Annotated in this window: 24 protein-coding genes; 11 read left to right on the top strand and 13 right to left on the bottom strand. The window is 71.4% G+C overall.

Annotation, left to right across the window (positions count from 1 at the left end; genetic code table 11):
* Positions 1-31 precede the first annotated feature (31 nt).
* Positions 32-2,218, top strand: coding sequence for an FG-GAP repeat domain-containing protein (locus tag AC1DWJ_RS15575; RefSeq protein ID WP_477621262.1), 2,187 nt, complete (start codon positions 32-34; stop codon positions 2,216-2,218).
* 162 nt (positions 2,219-2,380) lie between these two features.
* Here AC1DWJ_RS15575 and AC1DWJ_RS15580 read toward each other — a convergent pair whose 3' ends face one another.
* Positions 2,381-3,442 (bottom strand): LLM class F420-dependent oxidoreductase, encoded by a 1,062-nt coding sequence (locus AC1DWJ_RS15580; RefSeq protein ID WP_457252538.1) that lies wholly within the window; start codon positions 3,440-3,442, stop codon positions 2,381-2,383.
* A 55-nt stretch (positions 3,443-3,497) separates the two neighbouring features.
* Here AC1DWJ_RS15580 and AC1DWJ_RS15585 point away from each other — a divergent pair, with 55 nt between their 5' ends.
* Positions 3,498-3,953 carry a CoA-binding protein gene (locus AC1DWJ_RS15585; RefSeq protein WP_457252539.1) on the top strand — a complete coding sequence of 152 codons (456 nt, stop codon included), beginning with the start codon at positions 3,498-3,500 and terminating at the stop codon, positions 3,951-3,953.
* A 50-nt stretch (positions 3,954-4,003) separates the two neighbouring features.
* On the opposite strand, the gene purE is transcribed toward AC1DWJ_RS15585, so the two are convergent.
* Positions 4,004-4,543, bottom strand: a complete 540-nt coding sequence (gene purE / locus AC1DWJ_RS15590) for a 5-(carboxyamino)imidazole ribonucleotide mutase (RefSeq protein ID WP_457252540.1) — start codon at positions 4,541-4,543, stop codon at positions 4,004-4,006.
* Entirely contained in the window at positions 4,540-5,736 is a 1,197-nt protein-coding gene (locus AC1DWJ_RS15595) for a 5-(carboxyamino)imidazole ribonucleotide synthase (RefSeq protein ID WP_477621263.1), read from the bottom strand. The genes purE and AC1DWJ_RS15595 overlap by 4 nt, the downstream gene beginning before the upstream one ends.
* 166 nt (positions 5,737-5,902) lie before the next feature.
* Between AC1DWJ_RS15595 and AC1DWJ_RS15600 the strand changes: the two genes are divergently transcribed.
* Positions 5,903-6,409: a GtrA family protein gene (locus AC1DWJ_RS15600; protein ID WP_457252542.1), complete on the top strand. Its 507-nt coding sequence runs from the start codon at positions 5,903-5,905 to the stop codon at positions 6,407-6,409.
* 111 nt (positions 6,410-6,520) lie between these two features.
* On the opposite strand, the gene AC1DWJ_RS15605 is transcribed toward AC1DWJ_RS15600, so the two are convergent.
* Genes AC1DWJ_RS15605 through AC1DWJ_RS15625 form a run of 5 tightly spaced genes read right to left on the bottom strand, consistent with a single transcriptional unit; the run spans position 6,521 to position 10,941 of the window.
* Positions 6,521-7,543, bottom strand: a complete 1,023-nt coding sequence (locus AC1DWJ_RS15605; protein ID WP_457252543.1) for a sensor histidine kinase — start codon at positions 7,541-7,543, stop codon at positions 6,521-6,523.
* A gap of 9 nt (positions 7,544-7,552) precedes the next feature.
* Entirely contained in the window at positions 7,553-8,230 is a 678-nt protein-coding gene (locus AC1DWJ_RS15610; protein WP_056922896.1) for a response regulator transcription factor, read from the bottom strand.
* A 30-nt stretch (positions 8,231-8,260) separates the two neighbouring features.
* Positions 8,261-9,052, bottom strand: a complete 792-nt coding sequence (locus AC1DWJ_RS15615) for an enoyl-CoA hydratase/isomerase family protein (RefSeq protein WP_477621264.1) — start codon at positions 9,050-9,052, stop codon at positions 8,261-8,263.
* On the bottom strand, positions 9,049-10,140 hold the full coding sequence (locus tag AC1DWJ_RS15620) for an adenylate/guanylate cyclase domain-containing protein (RefSeq protein ID WP_457252545.1): 1,092 nt from the start codon (positions 10,138-10,140) through the stop codon (positions 9,049-9,051). The genes AC1DWJ_RS15615 and AC1DWJ_RS15620 overlap by 4 nt, the downstream gene beginning before the upstream one ends.
* Before the next feature lie 9 nt (positions 10,141-10,149).
* Positions 10,150-10,941, bottom strand: a complete 792-nt coding sequence (locus tag AC1DWJ_RS15625; protein ID WP_477621265.1) for a biotin--[acetyl-CoA-carboxylase] ligase — start codon at positions 10,939-10,941, stop codon at positions 10,150-10,152.
* Between the two features lie 24 nt (positions 10,942-10,965).
* Here AC1DWJ_RS15625 and AC1DWJ_RS15630 point away from each other — a divergent pair, with 24 nt between their 5' ends.
* Together AC1DWJ_RS15630 and AC1DWJ_RS15635 are read left to right on the top strand one after the other, a co-directional pair.
* Positions 10,966-12,642, top strand: coding sequence for an acyl-CoA carboxylase subunit beta (locus tag AC1DWJ_RS15630; RefSeq protein WP_477621266.1), 1,677 nt, complete (start codon positions 10,966-10,968; stop codon positions 12,640-12,642).
* A 55-nt stretch (positions 12,643-12,697) separates the two neighbouring features.
* Complete coding sequence (locus AC1DWJ_RS15635) at positions 12,698-12,943, top strand: acyl-CoA carboxylase subunit epsilon (RefSeq protein ID WP_477621267.1); 246 nt, start codon at positions 12,698-12,700, stop codon at positions 12,941-12,943.
* Positions 12,944-13,187: 244 nt separating this feature from the next.
* On the opposite strand, the gene AC1DWJ_RS15640 is transcribed toward AC1DWJ_RS15635, so the two are convergent.
* A complete protein-coding gene (locus AC1DWJ_RS15640) occupies positions 13,188-14,117 on the bottom strand; it encodes a DUF559 domain-containing protein (protein WP_457252549.1) in 930 nt (309 codons plus the stop codon).
* Between the two features lie 100 nt (positions 14,118-14,217).
* Positions 14,218-14,901, bottom strand: a complete 684-nt coding sequence (locus AC1DWJ_RS15645; RefSeq protein ID WP_457252550.1) for an MOSC domain-containing protein — start codon at positions 14,899-14,901, stop codon at positions 14,218-14,220.
* A gap of 130 nt (positions 14,902-15,031) precedes the next feature.
* On the opposite strand from AC1DWJ_RS15645, the gene AC1DWJ_RS15650 reads away from it, so the two are divergent.
* The 3 genes from AC1DWJ_RS15650 to AC1DWJ_RS15660 are packed head-to-tail and all read left to right on the top strand — an operon-like array spanning position 15,032 to position 19,362.
* Positions 15,032-16,744, top strand: coding sequence for a DUF885 domain-containing protein (locus AC1DWJ_RS15650; RefSeq protein ID WP_477621268.1), 1,713 nt, complete (start codon positions 15,032-15,034; stop codon positions 16,742-16,744).
* A gap of 28 nt (positions 16,745-16,772) precedes the next feature.
* Entirely contained in the window at positions 16,773-18,668 is a 1,896-nt protein-coding gene (locus AC1DWJ_RS15655; RefSeq protein WP_457252552.1) for a Na+/H+ antiporter, read from the top strand.
* A 31-nt stretch (positions 18,669-18,699) separates the two neighbouring features.
* Positions 18,700-19,362, top strand: coding sequence for a Maf family protein (locus AC1DWJ_RS15660; protein WP_457252553.1), 663 nt, complete (start codon positions 18,700-18,702; stop codon positions 19,360-19,362).
* Between the two features lie 23 nt (positions 19,363-19,385).
* Here the strand turns inward: AC1DWJ_RS15660 and AC1DWJ_RS15665 are convergent, their stop codons facing one another.
* Positions 19,386-21,005, bottom strand: coding sequence for an acyl-CoA carboxylase subunit beta (locus AC1DWJ_RS15665; RefSeq protein WP_477621396.1), 1,620 nt, complete (start codon positions 21,003-21,005; stop codon positions 19,386-19,388).
* 52 nt (positions 21,006-21,057) lie between these two features.
* Entirely contained in the window at positions 21,058-22,239 is a 1,182-nt protein-coding gene (locus tag AC1DWJ_RS15670) for an acyl-CoA dehydrogenase family protein (RefSeq protein WP_457252555.1), read from the bottom strand.
* 140 nt (positions 22,240-22,379) lie between these two features.
* On the opposite strand from AC1DWJ_RS15670, the gene AC1DWJ_RS15675 reads away from it, so the two are divergent.
* The gene (locus AC1DWJ_RS15675; RefSeq protein ID WP_457252556.1) at positions 22,380-22,829 is read left to right on the top strand and encodes a MerR family transcriptional regulator; all 450 of its coding nucleotides are present in this window, start codon (positions 22,380-22,382) and stop codon (positions 22,827-22,829) included.
* A 16-nt stretch (positions 22,830-22,845) separates the two neighbouring features.
* Here AC1DWJ_RS15675 and AC1DWJ_RS15680 read toward each other — a convergent pair whose 3' ends face one another.
* Positions 22,846-23,463: a TetR/AcrR family transcriptional regulator gene (locus tag AC1DWJ_RS15680; protein ID WP_457252557.1), complete on the bottom strand. Its 618-nt coding sequence runs from the start codon at positions 23,461-23,463 to the stop codon at positions 22,846-22,848.
* Positions 23,464-23,554: 91 nt separating this feature from the next.
* Between AC1DWJ_RS15680 and AC1DWJ_RS15685 the strand changes: the two genes are divergently transcribed.
* A complete protein-coding gene (locus AC1DWJ_RS15685) occupies positions 23,555-24,013 on the top strand; it encodes an SgcJ/EcaC family oxidoreductase (RefSeq protein ID WP_477621269.1) in 459 nt (152 codons plus the stop codon).
* Between the two features lies 1 nt (position 24,014).
* The gene (locus AC1DWJ_RS15690) at positions 24,015-24,743 is read left to right on the top strand and encodes a hypothetical protein (RefSeq protein ID WP_477621270.1); all 729 of its coding nucleotides are present in this window, start codon (positions 24,015-24,017) and stop codon (positions 24,741-24,743) included.
* Positions 24,744-24,908 lie beyond the last annotated feature (165 nt).

The raw sequence follows: 24,908 nt of genomic DNA on the forward strand, positions 1-24,908 counted from the left end.
GTCAGCCCACTTCCTCGGGGGGACCCACCACATGACCAGCCCTGCCCGCGTCCGCGCGGGACTCACCGTTGCCCTGACCACGGCCCTCGCCGTCAGCGCAGTCCCGGCCACCCAGGCCGCCAGCTCGTCGGCCACGCGGGACGGCGCTGCCTTCAAGGTCCGCGCCGTCAACGCGATGGTCCACGCGGTCTCCGCCCGCCGCGCCACGGCGTCCGGCGACACCAGCCGGCTGGTCGCCTCCTCGGCGGCCCGCAAGGCCGCCGCCGTCGACCAGGCGCCCGACCCCCAGCTGCCGGCCACCCGGACCCTGGCGGCGCCCGACGACGTCGCCGCCGCGGCCACCTGCGACGACCTCCAGCTCGACTGGACCCCGACCAACGACCGGGTCTGGATCCACTGGAAGGACCTCGGCCTGTCCAGCTACACCATCCTGCGCCAGCGCGACGGGGGCGCCTGGAAGCAGCTCGCCTCCGTGGGAGCCGGCCAGAGCTCGTTCGTCGACCGGACCGTCAACCCGCGCGGGCTGTCGACCTACCGGCTCGAGGCCGACAACCTCAGCTGTGACCTCGGCGCGTGGGTGACCATGGCGACCAACGACGGCTGGGGCGTGCCGGATGCCGTCTTCGGCACCGTGGGCGCCGGCGACGCCACGGGCGCCCTCCTGATGCAGGACACCTACTCCTACGCCATGCCCAGCACGATGATCGGGATGGACCCCGCGTACTCCCCGGACGGCCGGCTGCTGGCCGCCGCGGAGAGCACCAACGGGACCAGCTGGACCCTCGAGCTCAGCGAGGTCAGCCCCAGGGGGATCGAGGGCGACTACCGCAGCAACAGCCAGCCCGCGGGGACCCTTGCCGCCGAGCCCGCCTGGTCACCTGACGGCCGGCGCGTGGTCTACACGCGCTACACCGTCGACGCAGTCACCGGCGACGTCACCGGCTCGCAGCTGCGGATGATCGACGTGGCCAGCGGGGTCGACACCGCGGTGAGCGGGTCGACCGGACTCGTCCAGGCCGACTGGCGGTCCGCCACCACCCTCATCGCGGCGGGCGGTGCCGCGGGCGAGGGCCTGTTCACCCTCGCCGCAGCCGGCGGGACGAAGGCCCCCGTGGCGGGGACCTCCAACGCCGGGTTCCCGGAGGTCGCGCCGAACGGCAAGACCTACTTCGCGACCGGCGACGGCACCACCTTCGCGCTGAAGGTGCTCTCCACCACCGGCGCGATCACCCCGCTGCAGACCAGCACCACCCACAACTTCGAGCGCCCGCGGGTCTCGCCCGACGGCACGCTGTTCTACCTCGACGTCGACCTCAAGGTCCTCAACGACCCGACCGACAACGAGTTCACCGTGATGTCGTCGACGAACGGGACGGGCACCCCGGAGCCGACCGCCATCGGCGCGCGCCGGGCGGACGGCCCCGACGGGTTCTTCGGCTACGACGTGCGCCAGCCGAAGTCCAAGGGCACGTCCGACTTCGTCGGCAACGCGGGCCCGGACATCCTGGCCCGTGACGCCAGCGGCAACCTCTGGGCCTACCCGAGCACCCCCGACAAGATCGCCGGCACGCGGGTCAAGATCGGCAGCGGCTGGAACATCTACAACGCGTTCCTCGCCGCCGGCGACCTCAACGGCGACAACCGGGCCGACATCCTGGCGCGGGACACGAGCGGCAAGCTCTGGCGCTACGACGGCAAGGGCGCCGGCAAGGTCGCTGGTCGCGTCCAGGTCGGCGCGGGCTGGGGCGGCTACCTCCCCCTCGCCCCGGGCGACTTTAACGGCGACGGCCGGGCCGACCTCATCGCGCGGTCGTACACCGGTGAGCTCTGGCTCTACCCGGGCACCGGGCTCGGCACCTTCGCGACCCGGACCCGGCTCGGGACCGGCTGGCAGGGCATGAGCAGCATCGTCGGCGTCGGGGACTTCGACCTCGACAACGATGCGGACCTCGTCGCCCGCGAGGCCTCGACGTCCAAGCTCTGGCTCTACCCGGGCAACGGCACCGGCGGCTTCAGCGCCCGGCGCCTGGTGGGCAGTGGCTGGAACACCTTCAAGGGGATCGCCGGTCCGGAGCTCCTGGGCACGAACCCGTTCGTCTACGCCAAGACCGGCGACGGCAAGCTGCTCGCCTACCTCGTCGTGGGTGACGGCCGGTTCGACGGCACCGAGGTCTACCTGGCCGGCACCGGCTGGGGTCCGTACTCGTTCACGTCCTGAACCCGGGCACACCGACAACCCGGGCACACCGACAACCCGGACACCGACAACCCGGACAGCGAGAACCGAGACACCGACGGGGGTGTGCAGCGTGGTCACCACGCTGCACACCGCCCGTCCTCGCGCTCGCTGCGTCTCCCGGGCCCGTTGCTCCCCCGCTGGTCAGCGGCGGCGCGGGAGGTGCCAGAGGTGGCCGTGCTCCTCGCGGTCGAGGAGCTCAGGCATCACGTCGCGCTCGAACAGCGCCATGCCGGTCGTGTCGTAGGCCCCTTCGGGGAAGTTGAGGATCGCGTAGGTCATGCCGAGCCCTTCGAGGGCCTTGAGCTTCTCGACGACCTGCTCGGGGGTGCCCACCGTGGCCTGCTTGCGGTAGTCGGCGAACAGGTGGTCGACCCGCGCCTCGGGTGAGCCCACCGACAGCAGCCGGTCGCGCAGCGTGGCGAAGCGGTCCTCGACCTCCCGCTCGGTGCTGCCGATGAAGACGTTGAGGTTGCTGCTGCGCACGATCTCGCCGAAGTCGCGACCCACGTCGTCGCAGTGGCCCTTGAGGATCTCGCTCTTGGCCGCGAACACCGCCGGCGTCGGGTCGAAGTTGGTGTAGTCGGCATACTTCGCGGCGATGCGCAGGGTCTTCTTCTCGCCGCCGCCGGCGATCCACATCGGTATGCCGTTGTGCTTGGACCCGGGGACGGCCGTGCCCTGAAGGGGCTGCGGGTAGCAGCGGGCGCCATCGACCTGGAAGTGCTTGCCCTCCAGGGTTGCCGAGCCGGTGGTCCACATCTGCCGGAAGATCTGCACTCCCTCGTCGAGCGCGCTCAGGCGCTCACCCGCCCGGGGGAAGCCGTAGCCGTAGGCCCGCCACTCGTGCTCGTACCAGCCGGCGCCGATGCCCATCTCGACCCGACCCTCGGAGATGATGTCGACCGTCGCCGCGACCTTGGCCAGGTAGGCCGGGTTGCGGTAGGCCATGCAGGTGCACATCTGGCCCAGCCGCACGCGTCCCGTCACCGCGGCGAACGCTGCCATCAGCGTCCACGCCTCGTGCGTCGCCTCCTCGCTGGGGATCGGCACGGTGTGGAAGTGGTCGAACACCCAGATCGAGGACCAGTCCTCGTTGGCGTCGGCGCGGCGCGCGAGGCCAGCCATCACCCCCCAGTGCTGGCTGGGGTCGATCCCGACGAGGTCCATGCGCCAACCCTGTGGCACGAAGAGTCCGAACTTCATGTCGCCGACGTTACTGCCTCTGCCCAAGGCAGCCGATGCGTGTGATGCTGAGGCCATGAGCTTTCGTCACCAGAACGATCCCGACCTCATTCGCGAGCTCCTCATCGACCCGGGCATCTGGGTCGTCGTCGGCCTCTCGAACAACCAGGATCGGGAGGCGTTCGGCGTCTCCCGCTGGCTCAAGGTCGAGCTCGGCAAGGGACTGATCCCGGTGCACCCCAAGGCGGAGACGGTGCACGGGGAGCAGGGCTACGCAACGCTGTCGGACATCCCCGACGGCACCGACATCAAGGTCGTCGACTGCTTCGTCAACTCCGAGCACGTCGGCGCGGTGGTCGACGAAGCCATCGCCAACAAGGACCGGCTCCAGATCGACGCCATCTGGATGCAGCTGGGCGTGGTCGACGAGGCAGCGGGCGACCGGGCCCGTGCGGTCGGGCTCGACGTCGTCATGGACACCTGCCCGCGCATCGAGTGGCGCGGCGTCCGCTCGGCGGGGATGGCCCGCTAGGGGTTAGGCCCGCTAGGGGTTAGGCCCGCTAGGAGTTGACCCGCTGGGAGTTAGCCCGCTGGGGGTTTGGCCCGGTCGCCGCGTCGCTCGCGCAGCGCTGCGCCCTTGGCGTGGGCCTGGTCCCTCAGGTCCGCCTGGAAGGCGGTCATCCGCTCACGCAGCCCCGCGGCATACTGACCTTCGCCCGCGGCGAGGATGCGGGCGGCGAGCAGGCCGGCGTTCCTGGCCCCGCCGATCGAGACGGTGGCGACCGGCACCCCGGCGGGCATCTGGACGATCGAGAGCAGCGAGTCCATGCCGTCGAGGTACGCGAGGGGCACCGGCACCCCGATGACCGGCAGCGGCGTCACCGACGCGAGCATCCCGGGCAGGTGCGCGGCACCGCCGGCCCCGGCGACGAGCACCCGCAGTCCGCGGCCAGAAGCGTTCTGCCCGTAGGCGATCATCTCCTCCGGCATCCGGTGGGCGGAGACGACATCGGCCTCGTAGGGGATGCCGAACTCGTCCAGGGCCTGCGCGGCCAGCTCCATGACGGGCCAGTCGCTGTCGCTGCCCATCACGAGCCCGACGAGGGGTTGCTGGTCGCTCATTCGGTGATCACTCCTGCGAGGTAGTCGGCTGCGTGACCGGCGCGCTCACGCAGCTGCGCGAGGTCGGTGCCGGAGACGTTGACGTGGCCGATCTTGCGGCCGGGGCGGACGCCCTTGCCGTAGAGGTGCACCTTGAGACCGGGGTCGCGCGCCATGATGTGCCGGTAGGCGGGGTAGAGCTCGGGGTAGTCGCCGCCGAGGACGTTGGCCATGACGGTGTGCGGCTCGCGAGGCGTGGGGGCTCCCAGCGGCAGGTCGAGCACCGCACGCAGGTGCTGCTCGAACTGGCCGGTGACCGCGCCGTCCATCGACCAGTGCCCACTGTTGTGCGGGCGCATGGCCAGCTCGTTGACGACGTATGCCGCGGCGCCGGTCCCCGGGTCGCGCACCTCGAACATCTCGACGGCGAACACGCCCGTGACGCCGAGCTGCTCGGCGATCCGCAGCCCGGCCTCGGTGGCGACCGCGGCCAGGGTGGGGTCGAGGTCGGGCGCGGGCGCCAGGACCTCGGTGCAGATGCTGTCGGTCTGGACGGTCTCGACCACCGGCCAGGCCGCCGCCTGGTTGGAGGGGCTGCGGGCGATCAGGACGGCGAGCTCGCGGACGAACTCGACCTTCTCCTCGAGCAGGACCCCGTCGACCAGCGCGCCCTCGCTGCCCACGGCCTCGAGCCAGTCGCGCACCTCGTCGGTCGCGTGGATGACGCGGACCCCCTTGCCGTCGTAGCCGCCACGAGGCGTCTTGGCCACGATCGGCCAACCGACCCGCGCCGCGAAGGCCTCGACGTCGTCGGCGGTGCGAGCCCTCGCCCATGCCGGGCAGGCCACGCCGATCTCGGTGAGCCGCTCGCGCATCGCCAGCTTGTCCTGCGCGAACCGCAGCGCCTCGGGCGTCGGGTGCACCGGGATGCCTTCCGCCACAAGGGCTTCCAGCACCTTCGCGGGCACGTGCTCGTGGTCGAAGGTGACGACGTCACACTCCCGGGCGAAGGCCAGCACGGTCGCGACGTCGGTGTGGTCCCCCACCGGCGCTGAGGGGATGACCTGGGCGGCGGCGGCGTCCGGCGCCTCGGCCAGGACGCTCAGCGTGATCGCGAGCTCGGCGGCCGGGGCGGCACACATCCGGGCGAGCTGTCCTCCCCCGACGATGCCGACGACCGGGAAGCCTCCGGGGGCGCGCTGCGGTGACGTCACGCGGCGAGGATATCGGCCACGTCCTCGGACCGGACCCGCGCGTCCGCCGCACCGCCTCGCCGCCGGCTCCGGCTCCGGCTCCGACTCCGACTCCGGCTCCGGCTCTCCCAGAGAGCTACGCACCGGTTCGCCCGCGTCCCACGGCAGCCGCAGATAGGCTCCTCGGGTGTCCGACAGCCCCTCCCTCGTCGCCCGCCTGCGTGGCACCGTCGACGTCCTCTACCGCGAGATGATCAAGTTCGGCATCGTCGGCGCGGTCGCCTTCGTGATCGACCTCGGCCTGTTCAACATCCTGAGGGCCACCGTGCTGTCGGGGTACGGCAACGGTCCCCTGTCGCGCGCGGTCATCGCGACGATCATCTCCGCGGCCGTGGCCACCTGCGTGGCGTGGGTCGGCAACCGGGCGTGGACCTTCCGGCACCGGCGCAACCGTCCCGTGCACCACGAGGCCCTTCTGTTCGCCCTCACCAACGGCGTGGCCCTGCTCATCCAGGCCGGCTGCGTCGGGTTCTCGCACCACTTCCTCGGCCAGGAGAGCCTCGTGGCCGAGAACGTCGCCAAGCTCGTCGGCATCGGCCTCGGCACGTTGTTCCGCTTCTGGGCCTACCGCAGGTTCGTCTTCAGCCACGAGCCCCTGACCGACACCTCGCCCCTCGCCGAGACCCAGCGCTGACCCCCGGTCGGGCCGGCCTCACCCGACAAGGGTGGCCTTCACCCGGGAACCGTTTCCGGGTCAAGCACACCTTTATCGGGTCACCCGATAAAGGTGCGACGAGCCGCAGAGTCAGCCGTCGGACTCGCTGAGGAAGAGCGCGAAGATCGCCGGCTGGGCCTGGATCAGCTCGAGCCGCCCACCGTTGGACTCGGCCAGGTCGCGGGCCAGGGCCAGTCCGAGTCCGGTGCCGGTCGTGGTCACCGACCGCTCGAAGATGTGGGGGGCGATGGAGGCGGGCACGCCTTCGCCCTGGTCGCTGACCTCGACGACCACGGAGGGGCCGCTGCGTCGGGCGTGGACGTCGACCGTGCCACGGCCGTGGGCGAGCGCGTTCTCGAGGAGGGTCGAGAGGACCTGGGAGAGGTCGACCGGCTTGGCCTGGACGACCAGCCCCCGCTCACCGTGCACGCGCACGCTGCGTCGGGCCTGCTCGAAGGCCGGCTGCCACTCGCGCTGGAGGGCGGCGATGACGGAGTCGAGCGACACGGTCGCCTTGGACTCGTCGCCACCCCGGCGGGTGCGGGACATCAGGTCGTCGACCACCTTGGTCAGCCGCTCGACCTGGTCCATGGCGATGCTGGCCTCCTCCTGCGCGACCTCGAGCTCGTCGGTGGCGGCGATCTCCTCCAACCGCATCAGCAGGGCGGTCAGTGGGGTGCGGAGCTGGTGGGACGCGTCGGCGGCGAAGTCGCGCTCGGAGGCGAGTGACTTGGTCAACCGCTGGGCGCTGCGCGCCAGCACCTCCGACACCTGGTCGAGCTCGGCGATGCCGGAGTGCAGGGGCTGGATCCGGGACTCACCCGCGCCGAGGCGCTCGGCCCGGTCGGCGAGCTGGGTCATGGGGAGAGCCATCCGCCGCGCCTGCCGGGTCGCCACGAAGACCCCCGCGGCGAGAGCCAGCACGGCCAGCCCGACCACGATGAGGAACAACCGGAGGGTCGTGGCGGTCGGCGTGCCCTCGTCGATCCAGTCGGCGACCACACCCCGGCCCTTGACGCTGGAGTTCCAGATCGCGAACACCACTGGGGCCATCGTGATCACGATGGCCAGACCCACCGCGAGCACGGTGGAGCGGATCAGCTGTTGCCGCATGGTCAGCGGTCAGATCTCGTCGCCGCGCTCGAACCGGAACCCGACCCCCCGGACGGTGGCGATGTAGCGCGGCTGCGCGGCGTCGTCGCCGAGCTTCCGGCGCAGGACGGAGATGTGCATGTCGAGCGTCTTGGTCGACCCGAACCACGCGGTCTCCCAGATCTCCCGCATCAGCTGCTCGCGCGAGACGACCTTGCCCTGCTCGCGCACCAGCACCCGCAGGAGGTCGAACTCCTTGGCGGTGAGCTGCAGCTCCTCCTCCTTGAACCAGGCGCGACGCCCCTCGGGGTCGATGCGCACGAGCTCGTGGGCGGAAGGGGCGTCGGTGGGGTTGCGGCGCAGCAGCGCCCGCACCCGCGCCAGCAGCTCGGCCAGCCGGAACGGCTTGGTGACGTAGTCGTCGGCGCCGGCGTCGAGGCCGACGACGGTGTCCACCTCGTCGGCGCGGGCGGTCAGGATCAGCACGGGCACGGTGCGGCCCTCGGCGCGGATCCGGCGACACACCTCGAGCCCGTCGACGTAGGGGAGACCGAGGTCGAGGACGACCAGGTCGGGGTTCTCCGCAGACGCCTCGAGAGCCGCCCGCCCGTCGGCGCGCACGTCGACGTCGTACCCCTCACGCCGCAGTGCGCGGGCCAGCGGCTCGGAGATGGCAGGGTCGTCCTCAGCGAGGAGCACACGGGTCATGGGGGTGATGCTATGTACTTTGGAGCCCGACTAGCGACCGGGCCACACCGGTCGGCGTTTTTCGTTGAACGCGGCGACGCCCTCCGCGCGGTCCGCGGAGAAGGCGGTGGCGGCCCAGTGCTCGTCCTCGATGCGCAGTCCCGAGGCCAGATCGGTGTCGAAACCCTGCCGCATCGCGGCCTTCGCGTTGCGCACGCCGACCGGGGAATGACCGGCGATCGTGGCCGCCAGCTCGAGGGCCCGGTCCCGGGCGGACCCGGCCGGCACCACCTCGTCGACCGCACCGAGCCGACAGGCGTCCTCCGCGGTGTAGCGCCGGGCGGTGAAGATCATCTGGGCTGCCCGCGACCAGCCCACCCGCCGGGTCAGCAGCTGGGTGCCGCCGCCACCAGGGATGACGCCCACGCTCACCTCGGGGAGCCCGACCAGGGCGTCCTCGCCACAGATCACGAGGTCGCACGACAGCGCGATCTCGAAGCCGCCGCCCAGGGCGAAGCCGTCGACGGCGGCAATCGCGGGCACCGGGAGGTCCAGGACGCCGCGGTATGCCGCCTGCGCCAGGGGGCGCTGGGCGCGCAGGTCGTCGTCGGTGAAGGAGTTCCGCTCCTTGAGGTCGGCCCCGACGCAGAACGCCTTCGGGTGGCTTGACGAGACCACCACGGCCCGGACCTCAGCGTCCTGCGCGAGCTCGGTCGCGGCGGCGGCCAGCGCCCGCGCCAGGTCCGTGGAGACGGCGTTCATGGCCTCGGGCCGGTCGAGCACCAGCTCGGCGACGTGCCCGCCCTCCCCGTGGCGCTCGATGCGGACGAGGTCTGAGCTCATGAGGAGGCCCTTCTGTCGGGGATGGCTTTGCGACCACCGGCGGAGCGGCGGAGCTCGCTCGGGGTGACCTGCCCGATGCCACGCAGCGTGCGGCGGCGCAGCGCGGTCGTCTCGAAACCGGACAACGCGGCCAGTGACGTCGCGAGCGCGTCGTCGACGAGCACCCCTCCCGCCGGCGCGACGCTGGTGAGCCGCGAGGCCCGGTTGACCGTCGTGCCGAACACGTCACCGAGCCGCGACAGCACCGGACCGACGGCCATGCCGACCCGCACATCGGGGAGCAGGTCGTCCTCGGCCATCGTCTCGACGAGGTCGAGGGCCACCGCAGCGGCGGGAGCGGCGCCGATCGTGACGAAGAGGATCTCGTCGCCCACGGTCTTGATCACCCGGCCGCCGTGGGCGGTGACGATGTCGGTCGCGAGCGCCTCGAACCGTTGCACCATCACGGCGAGCTGTCGCTCCGTCATCCGGCGCACGAGCGAGGTGAAGTTGACGAGGTCGGCGAACCCGACCACCCGTCGCACCCCTTGGTCGGACTGCTCCGGGTCGGCATCCGCGAGCATGCGCGAGATCGCGGCGGTGAGGTGGCGCCGCCAGGCGTAGATGAGGAGCGGCTCGAGCTCGTCTGCCATGTCGGTCAGCTTGCGGGCAGCGGCCTCCGCGGCGGCGAGGTCGGGCACGGCCCGCGCGTCGGCCTCGTCGAGGGCGGCCTCCAGACCGGGCGCCGCCAGCGCCTCGGCCATCAGCTGCGTCTGCCAGACGGCGAGCCGGTCGGTGGTGCGGGCGAACGCCCGGGTCATCGCGAGCGCCGTCGTCTCGTCGAGCTCCTGCTCGCGCACGAGGCGGGCGACGGCCATCAGGGCCATCTGGTCGGCCTCGGTGAACATCGCGTCGTCGTCCTCGACGTTCGGGAAACCCAGGGCGTGCCAGAACTTCCGGGCCGACAGCAGCGAGACCTCGGCGCCGCGGGAGACGTCGCGCCGAGCCATGGTGGCCGGCTTGCCGAGCAGGCGGGCCTCGAGGTCGTCCGGGCGCAGCGCCGCGAAGTCCTCCGGGCGCACCACACGGTGCCGGCCAACCTCGGTCATGCCGTCACCCTAGGGCGTGTCGGCAGCGCCGGAACGCACGTGGACCACGTCACCGGCGGCCACGGCATACTCCGTGCCGGCGCTGGCGACCACGAGCCGTCCCTCGTCGTCCACGCCGACGGCGCGCACCCTGCGCACCTCGCCGTCGGCCACGTGCAGCTCCACCTCGCGGCCGATCGTCAGACAGGCCTTCCGGTATGCCGTGTGGACGCCGGCGCGCTCCTGCGCTCCGCCGCTGAGGGCGCCGTGCCAGCGGGCGAGGTGGGTGAGCACCGACACCACCAGGCTCTCGCGGCTCACGTCGGTGGCGCCGGCCAGCCGCAGTGAGGTGGCCGTGTCGACGGGCAGCTCCGCGCGGTCCTGGTCGACGTTGATCCCGAGCCCCACCACGATCCCCGCCGGCTGCAGCTCGCACAGGATCCCGCAGACCTTGCGCTCCCCGTCGGCGGCCAGCAGCACGTCGTTGGGCCACTTGAGCCCGCCGTCGACGCCCGCGACCTCCGCCAGGGCGTCGCGCACCGCCAGCCCGGTCGCGAGGGGCACCCAGCCCCGGCCCTGCTCCGGCGCGGGCACCAGCACCGAGAGCGTGACCGAGGTGCGGGCGGGGGTGTCCCAGGCCCGGCCGAGCCGCCCCCGCCCGGCCACCTGGTGGTCGGTCACGACCACCCGCCACGGTTCGGCGAGGCGGGCGGCCTCGAGGTTGGTGGAGCCGAGCTCCGGGTGGACGTCGACTCCCGTCCACGGCTGACCCGGCGTGACCAACGCCTCGTGCAATGCCTCACGGTCGAGCGATTCGCGCATGCAGGCAAGGCTAGGCTCGCCGACATGGCGCAGACCACCGATTCCGTCGCTGATCCGCTCTCCGTGGGTGGCACCGACGTCCCCGACCCCGAGTCGGGCATCGACATCCACTCCACCGCGGGCAAGCTGGCCGACCTCAAGCGTCGGGTCGCCGAGGTCGCGCACGCCGGGTCCGAGCGCGCCATCGAGAAGCAGCATGGGCGGGGCAAGAAGACCGCCCGCGAGCGCCTCGAGCTGCTGCTCGACGAGGGGTCGTTCATCGAGATGGACAAGTACGCCCGCCACCGCAGCACCGCCTTCGGGCAGGAGCAGAACCGTCCCTACGGCGACGGCGTGGTCACTGGCTACGGCACGGTCGACGGTCGCACCGTGGCGGTCTTCGCGCAGGACTTCACCGTCTTCGGCGGGTCCCTGGGCGAGGTGTTCGGCGAGAAGATCTGCAAGGTCATGGACTTCGCGATGAAGGTCGGCTGCCCGGTCGTGGGTCTCAACGACTCCGGTGGCGCCCGCATCCAGGAGGGCGTGGTCTCGCTCGGGCTCTACGGCGAGATCTTCCGCCGCAACGTGCACGCGTCGGGGGTCATCCCGCAGATCTCGCTGATCATGGGGCCGTGTGCCGGCGGGGCGGTCTACTCCCCCGCGGTCACCGACTTCACCGTCATGGTCGACCAGACCTCGCACATGTTCATCACCGGCCCCGAGGTCATCAAGACCGTGACCGGTGAGGACGTCTCGTTCGAGGACCTCGGCGGCGCCCGGGCGCACAACACCAAGTCCGGTGTCGCGCACTACATGGGCACCGACGAGGAGGATGCGATCGAGTACGTCAAGGAGCTGCTCTCGTACCTGCCGTCGAACAACCTCGAGGAGCCGCCGTCGTTCGCCGACGACGGTGAGCTGCCGTCGCTCGAGGTGACCGACGAGGACCGCGAGCTCGACACGCTGATCCCCGACAGCGCGAACCAGCCCTACGACATGAAGGTCGTCATCGAGCACGTCGTTGACACCACAGCCGACGGCGAGGCTGACTTCCTGGAAGTGCAGCCGCTGTTCGCGCCCAACATCCTCGTCGGCTACGGCCGCATCGAGGGCCGCTCGGTCGGGGTCGTCGCCAACCAGCCGATGCAGTTCGCCGGCACCCTCGACATCGACGCCTCCGAGAAGGCCGCCCGGTTCGTCCGCACCTGCGACGCGTTCAACGTCCCCGTGCTCACCTTCGTCGACGTGCCCGGCTTCCTGCCCGGCACCGACCAGGAGTGGGACGGCATCATCCGCCGTGGCGCCAAGCTCATCTACGCCTATGCCGAGGCGACCGTGCCGCTGGTCACCGTGATCACCCGCAAGGCGTACGGCGGGGCGTACGACGTGATGGGGTCCAAGCACCTTGGTGCCGACATCAACCTCGCCTGGCCCACCGCGCAGATCGCCGTGATGGGCGCGCAGGGTGCGGTCAACATCCTCTACCGCAAGCAGCTCGCCGCGGCGGCCGAGGCCGGGGAGAACGTCGACGAGACCCGCGCCCGGTTCATCGCCGAGTACGAGGACACCCTCGCCAACCCCTACATCGCGGCCGAGCGCGGCTACATCGACACCGTCATCACGCCGAGCAACACCCGGATGAACGTCACCAAGGCGCTCCGAGCGCTGCGCACCAAGCGCGAGACGCTGCCGCCCAAGAAGCACGGGAACATTCCCCTATGACCACCCCAAAGACCGGCACAGTGCAGGCTCCCGGCTCACGGGGCCCGGCCCTCTGATGGCCGACCCGACCGACCCCACCGACGGGGACCGCGACCGACCGCCGCTGCGGCTGGTCCGCGGCGAGGCGACGCCCGAAGAGGTCGCCGCCGTCATGGCCGTGCTGTCCGCGGTGTCCGGGGTGTCCGTGGAGGCACCCGAGCCGGCCCCGCGGCATACCTCGCGGTGGGCGTCGCGCGCGCAGGCGCACAGGCACCCCCTGGCCCCCGGGCCAGGCGCCTGGCGCGCCTCGGCCTGGCGCTAACCGATGCAAAAGGCGAGTTAGCGCCGCCTCAACTGCACGTCCCGACCCGACACCCGTCGCTCACCCATGCAAAAGGCGAGTTAGCGCCGCCTCAACTGCACGTCCCGACCCGACACCCGTCGCTGACCCATGCAAAAGGCGAGTTAGCGCCGCCTCAGCTGCACGTCCTGACCCGACACCCGTCGCTGACCCATGCAAAAGGCGAGTTAGCGCCGCCCCGCCCCCGGCTTCGCGACCGATCCACTCAAGCCACGAGTCCGCGCTGGGGGAAGTGACGCCGCCACGTGTCGTCGAGGACAGCCGGCACTGCTACGCCGTGCGACGTCAACTCCTCGTAGACCATCGTCAGGGTTTGGTCGGGTGTCTCGAAAAGGTCCTCGGCGCGGAGGACCACCACCGTCCATCCTCGACTGACGAGGTCTGCCCGCCGGGCTTCGTCGAGAATCCGCTGCTCCGGACGGTCGTGCCATCGCCCGTCGTACTCGATGGCCAGCTTCTGATCAGGGAATGAGAGGTCGAGCTGGTACTCCACCGTGCCGTCCGGTCGAAGCAGGGCATGGTTCACCACGGGCTCCGGCAAACCCGCGAGCACGAGGAGTAGCCGCACTCGGGTCTCGGGGCTCGAGTCCACCCTCTCCCGGCACAGCATTCCCGCATGCCGTGCGAGTCGGCGACCTTGACCGGGGTAGCGACTCGCCGCGGTGACGAGATCTGGCTGGGTGGTAACCCGCCGACGGAGCAGCTGGTCTGCGCACGCGGTGAGCTCCACGAGGTCGAGGGGACGGGCGAGGTGAAGCACCGTCTGCTCGGGAGTGGTGACAGGCAAACCGTGCCTCCGCGCATCCTTCGCGAACTCGTGGATGAAGCGATGCACCTTGATCCCCGGCAGCGTGCACGAGACAGCGCGCGTGAAGGCGACGTGGACGTTGGGATCGTCGGGGACGGCACCTCCCCACAGCCTGGCAGCGGTGTGGTGGCTGAACACGGCATCCGAAGGCAAGATCCGCAGCGCGGCGCGGCAGGTGACCACGAGCGTGTCCGGGATCGTCGAGGCCACGTAGACGTTGGGAAAGATCCTTCGGTATGCCGGTCCGCGCAGGGCGCGGTCGCTGATCGCCGCGGCGCGCGCCTCCGCGTGGGTGAACGGTTGGGAGGTGTCGAGTGGCGTGTGCATCCTCGTCACTGTGCCCTCGCACCGAGCCGCTGCCCGCCCCTTATCCACAGCAATGCGGACCGGGCGGCGCTAACTCGCCTTTTGCATGAGGTAGCGCCGCTCAGGCGAGCTCGGCACCGGAGCTGCGGCGCCGCGCGATGGTCTCGCGCAGCTCGGCCGCCTCGACCTCGACCAGGCAGTCGGCCGCCAGCACCCGCTCCGCCGTGTCGAGGTCACCCATGAACGCGCGGAAGGTGTCGGGCACGGTGATGTCGTGGGTGGGCCGGGACACCACCTCGATGGCGTCACCCGGTCGCACCGTGCCACCGGTCACGACGGAGAGGTAGGCGCCGGTGCGCCCCACGTCGCTGAACCGCTTGACCCAGGCCCGCTCCCCCATCCGGGCCGCGAACGTGGCACACGGGATGCGCGGGCCACAGACCTCGAGCACCACCTCGTCGCCGACCGCCCAGCGCTCACCCACCAGCGCCCCGTCGACGTCGAGCCCGCTGGTCGTGAGGTTCTCGCCGAACATGCCGTGGGGGAGCTCGCGACCCAGCTGGTCACCCCACCAGTCGAGCTCCTCCCGCGCGAACGCGTAGACGGCTTGGTAGTCGCCCCCGTGGTGGCGGGTGTCGCCCAGGAAGTCGCCCTCGACCCCGCTGCCGAGGCCCCCGTGCTTGGGCCCCGGGGCACGCAGCACGGCCGAGTCCACCGGACGCTTGGCGATGCCGGTCACCCCGACGTTCTTGGCGGTGCTGGGCTCGGAGCGGCCGACGTTGAGGGACAGGAGGTGGGCAGCCATGGGACCAGCCTAGGGACGCCGGCAACGGGATATCTCTCGCAGAACCGCGCCGCAGCCCGGCGTCGGGGACCGATCCCCGCGACGGGATGTTGGCGGGCCGCCGTCAGGACGCTGGGGTACGTTCGCTCGCGTGAGCACTGAGACGACCTCCGCGGCGCGCCCCGCGACAGACATCGACCGCATCGCCGACGACTACCTGGCGCGGGAGGTGCAGCTCAGCCCCATCACCGCGACCTTCCTCGGCATCGCCGGTCACGACGAGGAGCTCGACGACTACTCCCCGGCTGGCCACGAGGCGCACGCCGCGCTGCGGGCCGAGATCCTTGCCGAGCTCGACCGGGCCACCCCCGTCGACGACGTCGACCGCGTCACCCTCGCCGCGCTGCGCGAGCGCCTCGGGCTGGCCGAGGAGATCCACCGCGGGGGGCTCGACGAGATGGCGCTCAACGTCCTCGCCTCGCCGCTGCAGTCGATCCGGGGCTGCTTCGACCTCATGCCCACCGCCACCGACGAGGACTGGGGCGTCATCAGCCGCCGCCTCGAAGCTGTCCCGGACGCCCTCGCCGGCTGGCGGGTGAGCCTGCTCAGCGCCTCGGCGAAGGGCAACATCTCCCCGCGCCGGCAGGTCGAGGCGTGCATCCAGCAGTGTGCCGACCTGGTCGCCGACGACGGCTACTTCGCCACGCTCGTGGCCGACGCCCGCCTGAGCCGGGGCGCCGGCCCCGGCGAGCTCGCCGACTCCACGAAGGAGTCCCTGACCAGCGCCGCCGAGAGCGCGTCGGCGGCCTACGCCGAGCTCGGCACCTGGCTCAAGGACCACCTGCTCGACGATGCGCCCCTCGAGGACGCCTGCGGCGAGGAGCGCTACGCCCTGCTGTCCCGTTACTTCCTCGGCGCCAAAGTCGACCTCGCCGAGACCTACGCCTGGGGCCAGCAGGAGGTCGCGCGGATCACGGCCGAGATGGAGCAGGTCGCGGAGCAGATCAAGCCCGGGAGCACGGTCAAGGAGGCGATCGCCGCCCTCGACGCCGACCCGGCCTACCAGCTGCACGGCACCGACGAGCTGCGGGCGTGGATGCAGAAGCGCGCCGACGAGGCCATCGCCGAGCTGGCCGGCACCCACTTCGACATCCCCGACCCGGTGCGCACCATCGAGTGCCTGATCGCCCCGACCCACACCGGCGGCATCTACTACACGGGCCCGTCCGAGGACTTCTCCCGGCCGGGTCGGATGTGGTGGTCGGTGCCGAAGGGCGTGACCGAGTTCGGCACCTGGAAGGAGCTCACCACCGTCTACCACGAGGGCGTCCCGGGCCATCACCTCCAGGTCGCGCAGACCGTGTTCCGCTCCGAGCGGCTCAACAAGTGGCGCCGGATGTCGGCCTGGACCTCCGGTCACGGCGAGGGCTGGGCCCTGTATGCCGAGCGGCTCATGGAGGAGCTCGGCTTCATGGACGACCCCGGCAACAAGATGGGGTTGCTCGACAGCCAGTCCCTGCGGGCCGCCCGCGTCGTCATCGACATCGGCGTGCACTGCGGGTTCGAGGCGCCGGCGGAGGTCGGTGGCGGCGAGTGGACCTACGACAAGGCGTGGCAGTACCTCAACGACCACGCCAACCAGGGCGAGGCGTGGCTGCGGTTCGAGCTCGACCGCTACCTCGGCTGGCCGGGGCAGGCTCCGTCCTACAAGATCGGCGAGCGGCTCTGGATGCAGCTGCGCGACCAGGTCGCGCAGCTCGAGGGAGACTCCTTCTCCCTCAAGGACTTCCACCGTCGCACGCTCGACCTCGGTGGCGTGGGGCTCGACACCCTGCGCGAGGCGGTGCTGGGCGAGCTGACCTGACCGACGGCCCGCCTGCAAGGATGAGCGGGTGAGAACCGCCGGCGCGATCGTCGCCATCATCGGCACCGTCATCCTCGTCGCCGGGTTCGCCCAGCGGCTGCGGGTGGCCGCGCCCCTCGTGCTGCTCGTGGTGGGGGTGGCGGTCAGCTACGTGCCGTTCATCCCCGAGCCCGAGCTGAGCTCAGAGGTCGTCCTCGTCGGCCTCCTCCCGCCCCTGCTGTATGCCGCGGCGATCCGCACGTCGCTCGTGGACTTCCGCGCCAACTGGGCCCCGATCCTCGGGCTCTCCGTGGGCCTGGTGCTGTTCACGGCGGCGGGGGTCGGGTTGGTCGTGTACTGGCTCCTGGGCGTGCCCTTCGCGGTGGCGTTCGCCCTCGGCGCGATCGTCGCGCCACCAGACGCCGTCGCGGCCACCGCCGTGGCCCGGCGGATCGGCCTGCCCAGGCGGATCGTGACGATCCTCGAGGGCGAGTCGCTGGTGAACGACGCCACCGCCCTGGTGTCGCTGCGCACCGCCATCGCGGCGTTCCCCCTCGCTGCCGCCGTCGCGGGCGAGCACGCCTCGGAGGTCTCGACGGGGTCGGTGGCGTTCGACTTCACCCGTGCCGTGGTGCTCGGGGTGGGCTTCGGGGTGCTGGTCGGCGTCGTGATCGCGTACGTGCGACGCAAGGTCACCGAGTCGGCCATCGACACCTCGATCTCGTTCATCGTCCCCTACCTCGCCTACCTCCCGGCCGAGCAGCTGCACGGGTCCGGCGTGCTCGCGGTGGTCGTCGCGGGGCTGTTGCTCGGGCACAAGTCGCCCATCGTGCAGAACGCGTCGTCGCGGGTCAGCGAACGGATCAACTGGTCCACGATCCAGTTCATCCTCGAGAACGTCGTCTTCCTCATGCTCGGCATGCAGATGCGGCGGCTGGTCTCCGACGCGAACGACACCGGCCCCGGGTGGGGGACGATCGTGGCGACCTGCCTGGCCGTGCTGGCGACCGTGATCATCATCCGGCCGATCTGGGTCTTCCCGTTCAAGTGGGTGCAGCACAAGTTCATGGAGGGTGAGGGCAAGTTCCACCCCAAGGCCGCCGCCGTCATCTCGTGGGCCGGCATGCGCGGCGTGGTCACGCTCGCCGCCGCGTTCGCCCTGCCACCCAACACCCCGCAGCGCTCGACGCTGGTGCTGGCCGCCATGGCCGTCACGGTCGCGACCCTGCTCCTGCAAGGACTCTCGCTCCCCTGGCTGGCCAAGGCCCTCGGCGTGCGGGGTCCGGACCCCCGCGAGGACGCCCTCCAGGAGGCGACGATCCTGCAGTCGTCGGTGGCCGCCGGCCTCAAGGCGCTGGAGGAGCACGACGACGTCGACGGCGACATCATCGAGACCCTCCGCGGACGCGCCGAGACCCGCACCAACATCGTGTGGGAGCGGCTCGGCCAGGGGCGGGCCGACGCGGTGGAGACGCCGAGCGCGACCTACCGCCGGGTGCGGATGATCATGCTCGACGCCGAACGCGCCGAGCTCCTGCGGATCCGCGACGGTGGCACCGTCGACCAGGAGGTCCTCGGCCACGTCTTCGCCCAGCTCGACATCGAGGAGTCGATGCTCGACCGGATCGAGGAGCGCTCCGACGAGCTGCGCGAGGACCCGTTGCTGCCGCCGGAGCGGGCCGAGGACGAGTGCGAGCACCTGGCCGCCCACCACGACCGCTTCGTGGCGCCGACCAGCCCGCACGGGTGCGAGGAGTGCCTGCGCGACGGCACGACCTGGGTGCACCTGCGGCTGTGCCTCGACTGCGGTCACGTCGGCTGCTGCGACTCCTCACCCCACAAGCACGCGTCCGCCCACTTCCGCGAGACCGAGCACCCGGTCATGCGCAGCTTCGAGCCCGGGGAGTCCTGGCGCTGGTGCTTCGTCGACGACCAGCTCGGCTGAGTCCATGCCCGGGGGTCGGTAGCCTCACCTCGTGACCACCCTCGTCCTCGCCTCCGCCTCCCCCGCCCGCCGCAAGCTGCTCGCCGCCGCCGGACTCGAGCCCAGCATCGTCGTGAGCTCGGTCGACGAGGACGCCGTCACGGCGGCGGCCCGGGAGACCTACGGCGAGCTCGTCGCCGAGGACGTCGCCCTGGTGCTCGCCCGGGCCAAGGCCGAGGACGTCGCCGACCAGATCGACGACGCGGTCGTCATCGGGTGCGACTCCGTGCTCGACCTCGACGGCGAGATCCACGGCAAGCCCTCGTCACCCGCCGTGGCCATCGCGCGGTGGCGCCAGATGCGGGGCCGCTCCGGCATCCTGCACACCGGTCACTGGGTGGTCGACACCCGCGATGAGGCCGACGGCGGCACCGGCGCCACGCTCGGCGCGACCGCCTCGACCACCGTGCACTTCGCCAAGCTCACCGACGACGAGATCGAGGCCTACGTCGCCACCGGCGAGCCGCTCCGGGTCGCCGGGGCCTTCACGATCGACGGGCTCGGCGGTCCCTTCGTCACCGGCATCGAGGGCGACCCCAGCAACGTCGTGGGTCTGTCGTTGCCGCTGCTGCGCGAGCTCCTCCTCGAGCTGGGGCTCCCGTGGCACGAGCTGCTCAGCTCCGCACACCGCGGCGCCCAGGGCGAGCGCGGCTGAGCCCCTGACCGGGCCGGGCCCGGTCAGACGGGCGGGATGTCGCGGCGCTTGGTCGCGAAGTGACGCTCGCGCGTCTTGGCGTAGCGCAGCCGCAGCAGCAGCTCGGCCCGGAGCGCGTCGGCCTCGATGATCTGGTCGAGCACCAGGTCGGCGGCGAGCCGCTCGAGGTCGACGTCCTCCTCGTACTCCCGCCGCATGTCCTGCACGAACTGCTCTCGCTCGGCGGGGTCCTCGATCGCGGCGATCTTGTTGGCGTAGACCGCGTTGACGGCGGCCTCCGGCCCCATCACCGCGATGCGGGCGGTCGGCAGGGCGATCGTCGCGTCGGGACCGAAGCCCGGCCCACCCATCGCGTAGAGCCCGGCGCCGTAGGCCTTGCGCACGATCACGCAGAACTGCGGCACGGTGGCCGAGGAGACGGCCGAGACCATCTTGGCGCCGTGGCGGATGATGCCGCCGCGCTCGACCTCGGAGCCGATCATGAAGCCCGGCACGTCGGCGAGGTAGATGAGCGGGATCGAGTAGGCGTCGCACAACCAGATGAACCGGGCCGCCTTGTCGGCGCTGTCGGTGAAGAGCACGCCGCCCTTGACCATCGAGTTGTTGGCCACGATGCCGACCGTCTCGCCGGACATCCGCCCGAACCCGATGACGAGCTCGGGCGCGAAGAGCGGCTTGATCTCGAAGAACGACTCGTCGTCGACGAGGCCGTCGATGACCTCGTGGATGTCGAACGGCTGGCTCTCGCGCTCGGGCACCGTGTGTCGGGTCAGCGGCACCGACGGCTCCTCCGGCGCGTAGCTCGGCAGGTCGGTGCGCCAGCTGGACGGCAGGTAGGAGAAGTAGAGGCGCGCCATCTCGATGGCCTCGGTGTCGTCGCCGACGAGCAGGTCGCCGACGCCGGAGACGGTGCAGTGCATCCGTGCTCCGCCCATGTCCTCGAGCGAGACCTTCTCACCCACCACCATCTCCGCCATGCGCGGGCTGCCGAGGTACATCGAGGCGTTGCCCTCGACCATGATGATCAGGTCGGTGAACGACGGGATGTACGCCCCGCCCGCAGCGCTCGGACCGAACAGGCAGCAGATCTGCGGGACCTTGCCCGAGAGCGCGACCTGGTTGTGGAAGATGCGCCCCGCGCCGCGTCGGCCCGGGAACATCTCGACCTGGTCGGTGATGCGGGCACCCGCGGAGTCGACGAACCAGAAGACCGGCAGCTCCTCACGCAGCGCCATCTCGGTGGCCCGCACGATCTTCTCGACCGTGCGCGCACCCCACGACCCGGCCTTGACAGTGGGGTCGTTGGCGATGACGATCGCGGGCCGGCCGTCGACGGTCCCCCGTCCGGTGACCACGCCGTCCGCCGGGAGGCCGGTCGCCGTGGCGTTCGCGTAGCGCGCGTCCTCGACGAAGCTCCCCTCGTCGAAGAGCAGCGCGATCCGGTCGCGCACATAGAGCTTGCCCTGGTCGTCGAGCTTCGCCTGCGCCTTCGCCGGCGCAGTCGCGGAGGCGAGGTATGCCGCGGCGAGCCGGTCGCGGACGTCGGTCACCTTGGGGTCGGACCCACTGTCGTCGCCGACGGCGAACGGGGGCTGGCCGGCGGGCTCTGACGGGACGGACGCGGGGGTGGAGGTCACCGGCATACCCTCTCGCACTGCCTCGGGAGTTGCTGCGTCTGGGACGGTTGCCACGGGATCAGGCGGTCGGCAGGCCGAGGTGGCGGGCGATGACCATGCGCTGCACCTCGGAGGTGCCCTCCCCGATCTCGAGGATCTTGGCGTCGCGGTAGAAGCGGGCCACGGGGTACTCCTCCATGAAGCCGTTGCCGCCGAAGACCTGGGTGGCGATGCGGGTCGCGGTGACGGCGGCCTCGGTGGAGTAGAGCTTGCAGATCGCGGCGGCCTGCTTGACCTCCTTGACCGAGCGGCGGCCGTGCTCCAGCTCGTCCTTGAGCCAGGCGGCCTTGTAGGTCAGCTGGCGGGACGCCTCGACCATCACGGCGAGGTCGGCGATCTGGAACGAGACGCCCTGGTTGACGCCGATCGGCTTGCCGAACGCCTTGCGGGTCTTGGCGTACTCGGTGGTCTCCTCGAGCATCCGCTGGCTCATGCCGACGGCGAGCGCCGAGATCGCGATGCGACCGTCGTCGAGGGTCTTGAGGAACTGCTTGAAGCCCTCGCCCTCGTTGCCGAGGAGGTTCCCGGCCGGGACGCGGCAGTCCTCGAAGGTCAGCCCGTGGGTGTCGGAGGCGTGCCAGCCGAGCTTGTCGTAGGCGGGCTCGACGGTGAATCCCGGTGTGCCGGAAGGGATCATGATCGCGCTGAGCTGGGCCGAGCCGTCATCGTTCGTGCCCGTCCGGGCCGTGACGGTGACGACGGAGGTGATGTCGGTGCCGGAGTTGGTGATGAACGCCTTGGAGCCGTTGACGACCCACTCGTCGCCGTCGCGGACCGCCTTGGTGCGCGTGGCACCGGCGTCGGAGCCGGCGTCGGGCTCGGTCAGGCCGAACCCGGCGAGCGCGCGACCGGCCACCAGGTCGGGCAGGAAGCGCTCCTTCTGCTCCTGCGAGCCGTAGGTCAGGATCGGGTTGATGCCCAGGCCCACCCCGGCCGACAGCGTGATGCCGATGGACTGGTCGACCCGACCGAGCTCCTCGATGGCGACGCAGAGCGAGGTGAAGTCGCCGTCGTCGCCCATCCCGCCGAACTCCTCGGGCACCACGAGGCCGAACAGGCCCAGCTCGCCCATCTTCGGCACCAGGTCGCTCGGGAAGTGGTGGTCCTTGTCCCACTTGGCGATGTGGGGCTCGACCTCGGCCTCGGCGAACTCCCGGACGACCTTGCGGAAGTCCTCGTGCTCCTTGCTCAGCTCGAACATCGGTTCTCCTTCGTGGTGCGCGCCGGGACGGACTTGATCGAAGACCCGCTCCCGGCCACGCGGCATACCGTGGGTGTGGTGGTGCTTGACGGGGGTGATGTGCTTGACGTTGACGTAAACGTAAAGCAATACTCACGGGTATGCCAGCCCCAGCCGCCACCGAGGTCGACGAGACGGTCGTCGAGACGGTCGTCGAGAAGGTCGACCACTCGGCCGACCGGTCGTGGACGATCCGGGAGATCGCGGACGAGTTCGCGGTGACCCACCGCACGGTGCGGCACTACGAGGAGCTCGGTCTGATCACCCCCGAGCGGCGCGGCACCACCCGGGTCTACCACCGCCGCGACCGCACCCGCCTGGCCCTGATCCTGCGGGGCAAGCGGCTCGGGTTCCCGCTGGAAGAGATCCGCACGATCATCGACCTCTACGACCGGCCGCGCGGCAAGGCGAGCCAGCTCGAGTACGTGCTCGGGCAGATCGACGAACGCCGCACCGACCTCGAGCAGCGCCGGCGAGACCTCGAGGACGCGCTGACCGAGCTCGCCGAGTTCGAGCGCCGCTGCCGGGCCGACCTCGACCGGCTGGGCTGACCCGGGGCGCCGCGCCTCAGCGCAGGAGGAGCTCGGCGAGCAGGCGGTGCCACCACTGCTCGACCGCATCGGGGCTCCAGCCGCGTTCGCGCACCGCGATGTCGTAGGCCTCGAGCGAGACCACCATGGCGTAGGTGTCGAGGGCGGTCTGCACGTCGACGCCCTTGGCCCAGGCCTTGGCCGGCCACGACTCGAAGAGCCGACGACGCTGCGCCTCTCCCCGTCCGCGCCCCACCTCGTAGGCAGCGGCGAGGTCGGACTCCTGGCGGCGGGCCTCCGCGACGACGCGCAGGACGTCACCGCCACGCTCGAACAGGCGCCGGTCGAAGCCCACGAAGGCGCGCAGCTGGGCGGACGGGTCCCCCACGAACGAGGCCATCTCGGCAACCACGCGTGCGACGTCGGCGCTCTCCTCGGCTGCATCGATCAGGGACGCCGCGAGTCCGGCCTTGCTGCCGTAGACGTGGTAGACGGTTGCCTCGGAGACGCCGGCGCCGCTGGCCACCGATCGGACGCTCGTGCCCGACCACCCCTTTTCCAGGAAGCGCTCGCGGGCCGAGCGGGCGATCAGCAGGCGGGTGCGCTCGGCCTGCTGCTCACGCAGCTCGGAACGGTACGTCCTGGAACTGGTCACGCAGACCACTGTACAGGTTGACTGAGCGGGTCTATATTCACTGAGCAATGCTCTAATCAATAGGCAGACACTCAACCAAAGGACGATCATCATGAGCACCATCACCACCGCCCCCGTCACCGCCTCCGTGACCGGCTCCGTCACCGGCTCCGCCACCGACCGCACCCCCGGCGACATCGCCACCGAGGTGCTGCGCCGGCTCGAGGGTGCCTGGAACGCCACCGACGGCGCCGCCTTCGGCGCGGTCTACCGTCCCGACGCGTCCTTCGTGACCGTCCAGGGCCAGCACGCCCAGGACGCGGAGGCGATCGCGGGCGGGCACGCCGGGATCTTCGCCACCATCTACGCCGGGAGCGTCAACAGCATGGAGCTCGTCTCCGCCCGCGAGCTCGCCGACGGAGTCGTCCTCGCGGTCTCGCGCAACACCCTCCGAGTCCCGGCCGGACCGCTGGCCGGCACCCACCAGGCGATGTCCACCAGCGTCGTGGTCCGCGACCCCGACGGCGGCTGGAGCGTCGCGGCCACCCACAACACCCTGATCGGGCGCTGACATGGTGACCGCGACCAGCCCGTCCGCCGCGACAGCAACCCCGTCCGCCGCCACAGCAACCCCGTCCGGCACCGCGACGGCGGCCCCGTCCGGCATCGCCACGCCATCAGTCGCCCCGCGCTCCCGCTGGCGCACGGCCGCCCTGCTCGGCGCCGCCGGTGTGCTGCTCGGCGCCGGGGGCAACCTGCACCCGCACGGCCACGGCGAGACCGTCGACGACTACCTGGCCTCCATGCTCGGCGCCCCGACCTGGCCGATCGCGCACCTCCTGCTGCTGGCCGGCACTCTGCTGGCCGCGGTGGCGGTCCTGGTGCTGTCCCGCAACGCGGCCTCCGCCGCGGTCCGCCGGTGGGCCCGGATCGCCGCCGTCGGGTGGGTCCTCGGCGGCCTGGAGGGCGTCCCGCACCTGCTCGCCGACCGCGACCTCGACGGGCTCACGCACCACCACGAGACCCCGGTGCTCGACCTGCACGCCATGCTCCAGATCGGCGCGACTCCCCTGCTCGGGCTGACCGGCGCCGCACTCGCGGTGGTCGTGGCCCTGGCCGTCCGCACCCGGTCCGCCTGGGTGCTCGCCGTTCCCGCCGTGGTGGGCGGCCTCGGGTATGCCGTCGCCGGACCGTTGATCAACCTCACGCACGACGTCGGCGTGGCGGGGTTGTCCCCCTGCAGGCCGGTCTGGCCCTGTGGCTCGTCGGGGCAGCCGCGCTCACCGCTCGGGGCCGTCTGACGCCCTCGAGGTCGACCGCCTGACCGTCCGGTCACCGCTGCCCGGCGTTCCTGCCGCACCGCCGGTGGACGCGAGCGAGACGCTATGCACTGCCCCACATCCGGGGGCAGTGCATAGCCACAGCCAGCGTCGCGGTGGCGACGCACCCCGGCAGTGTCGCCGCGA

It is taken from the genome of Pedococcus sp. P2_D7, assembly GCF_056404295.1.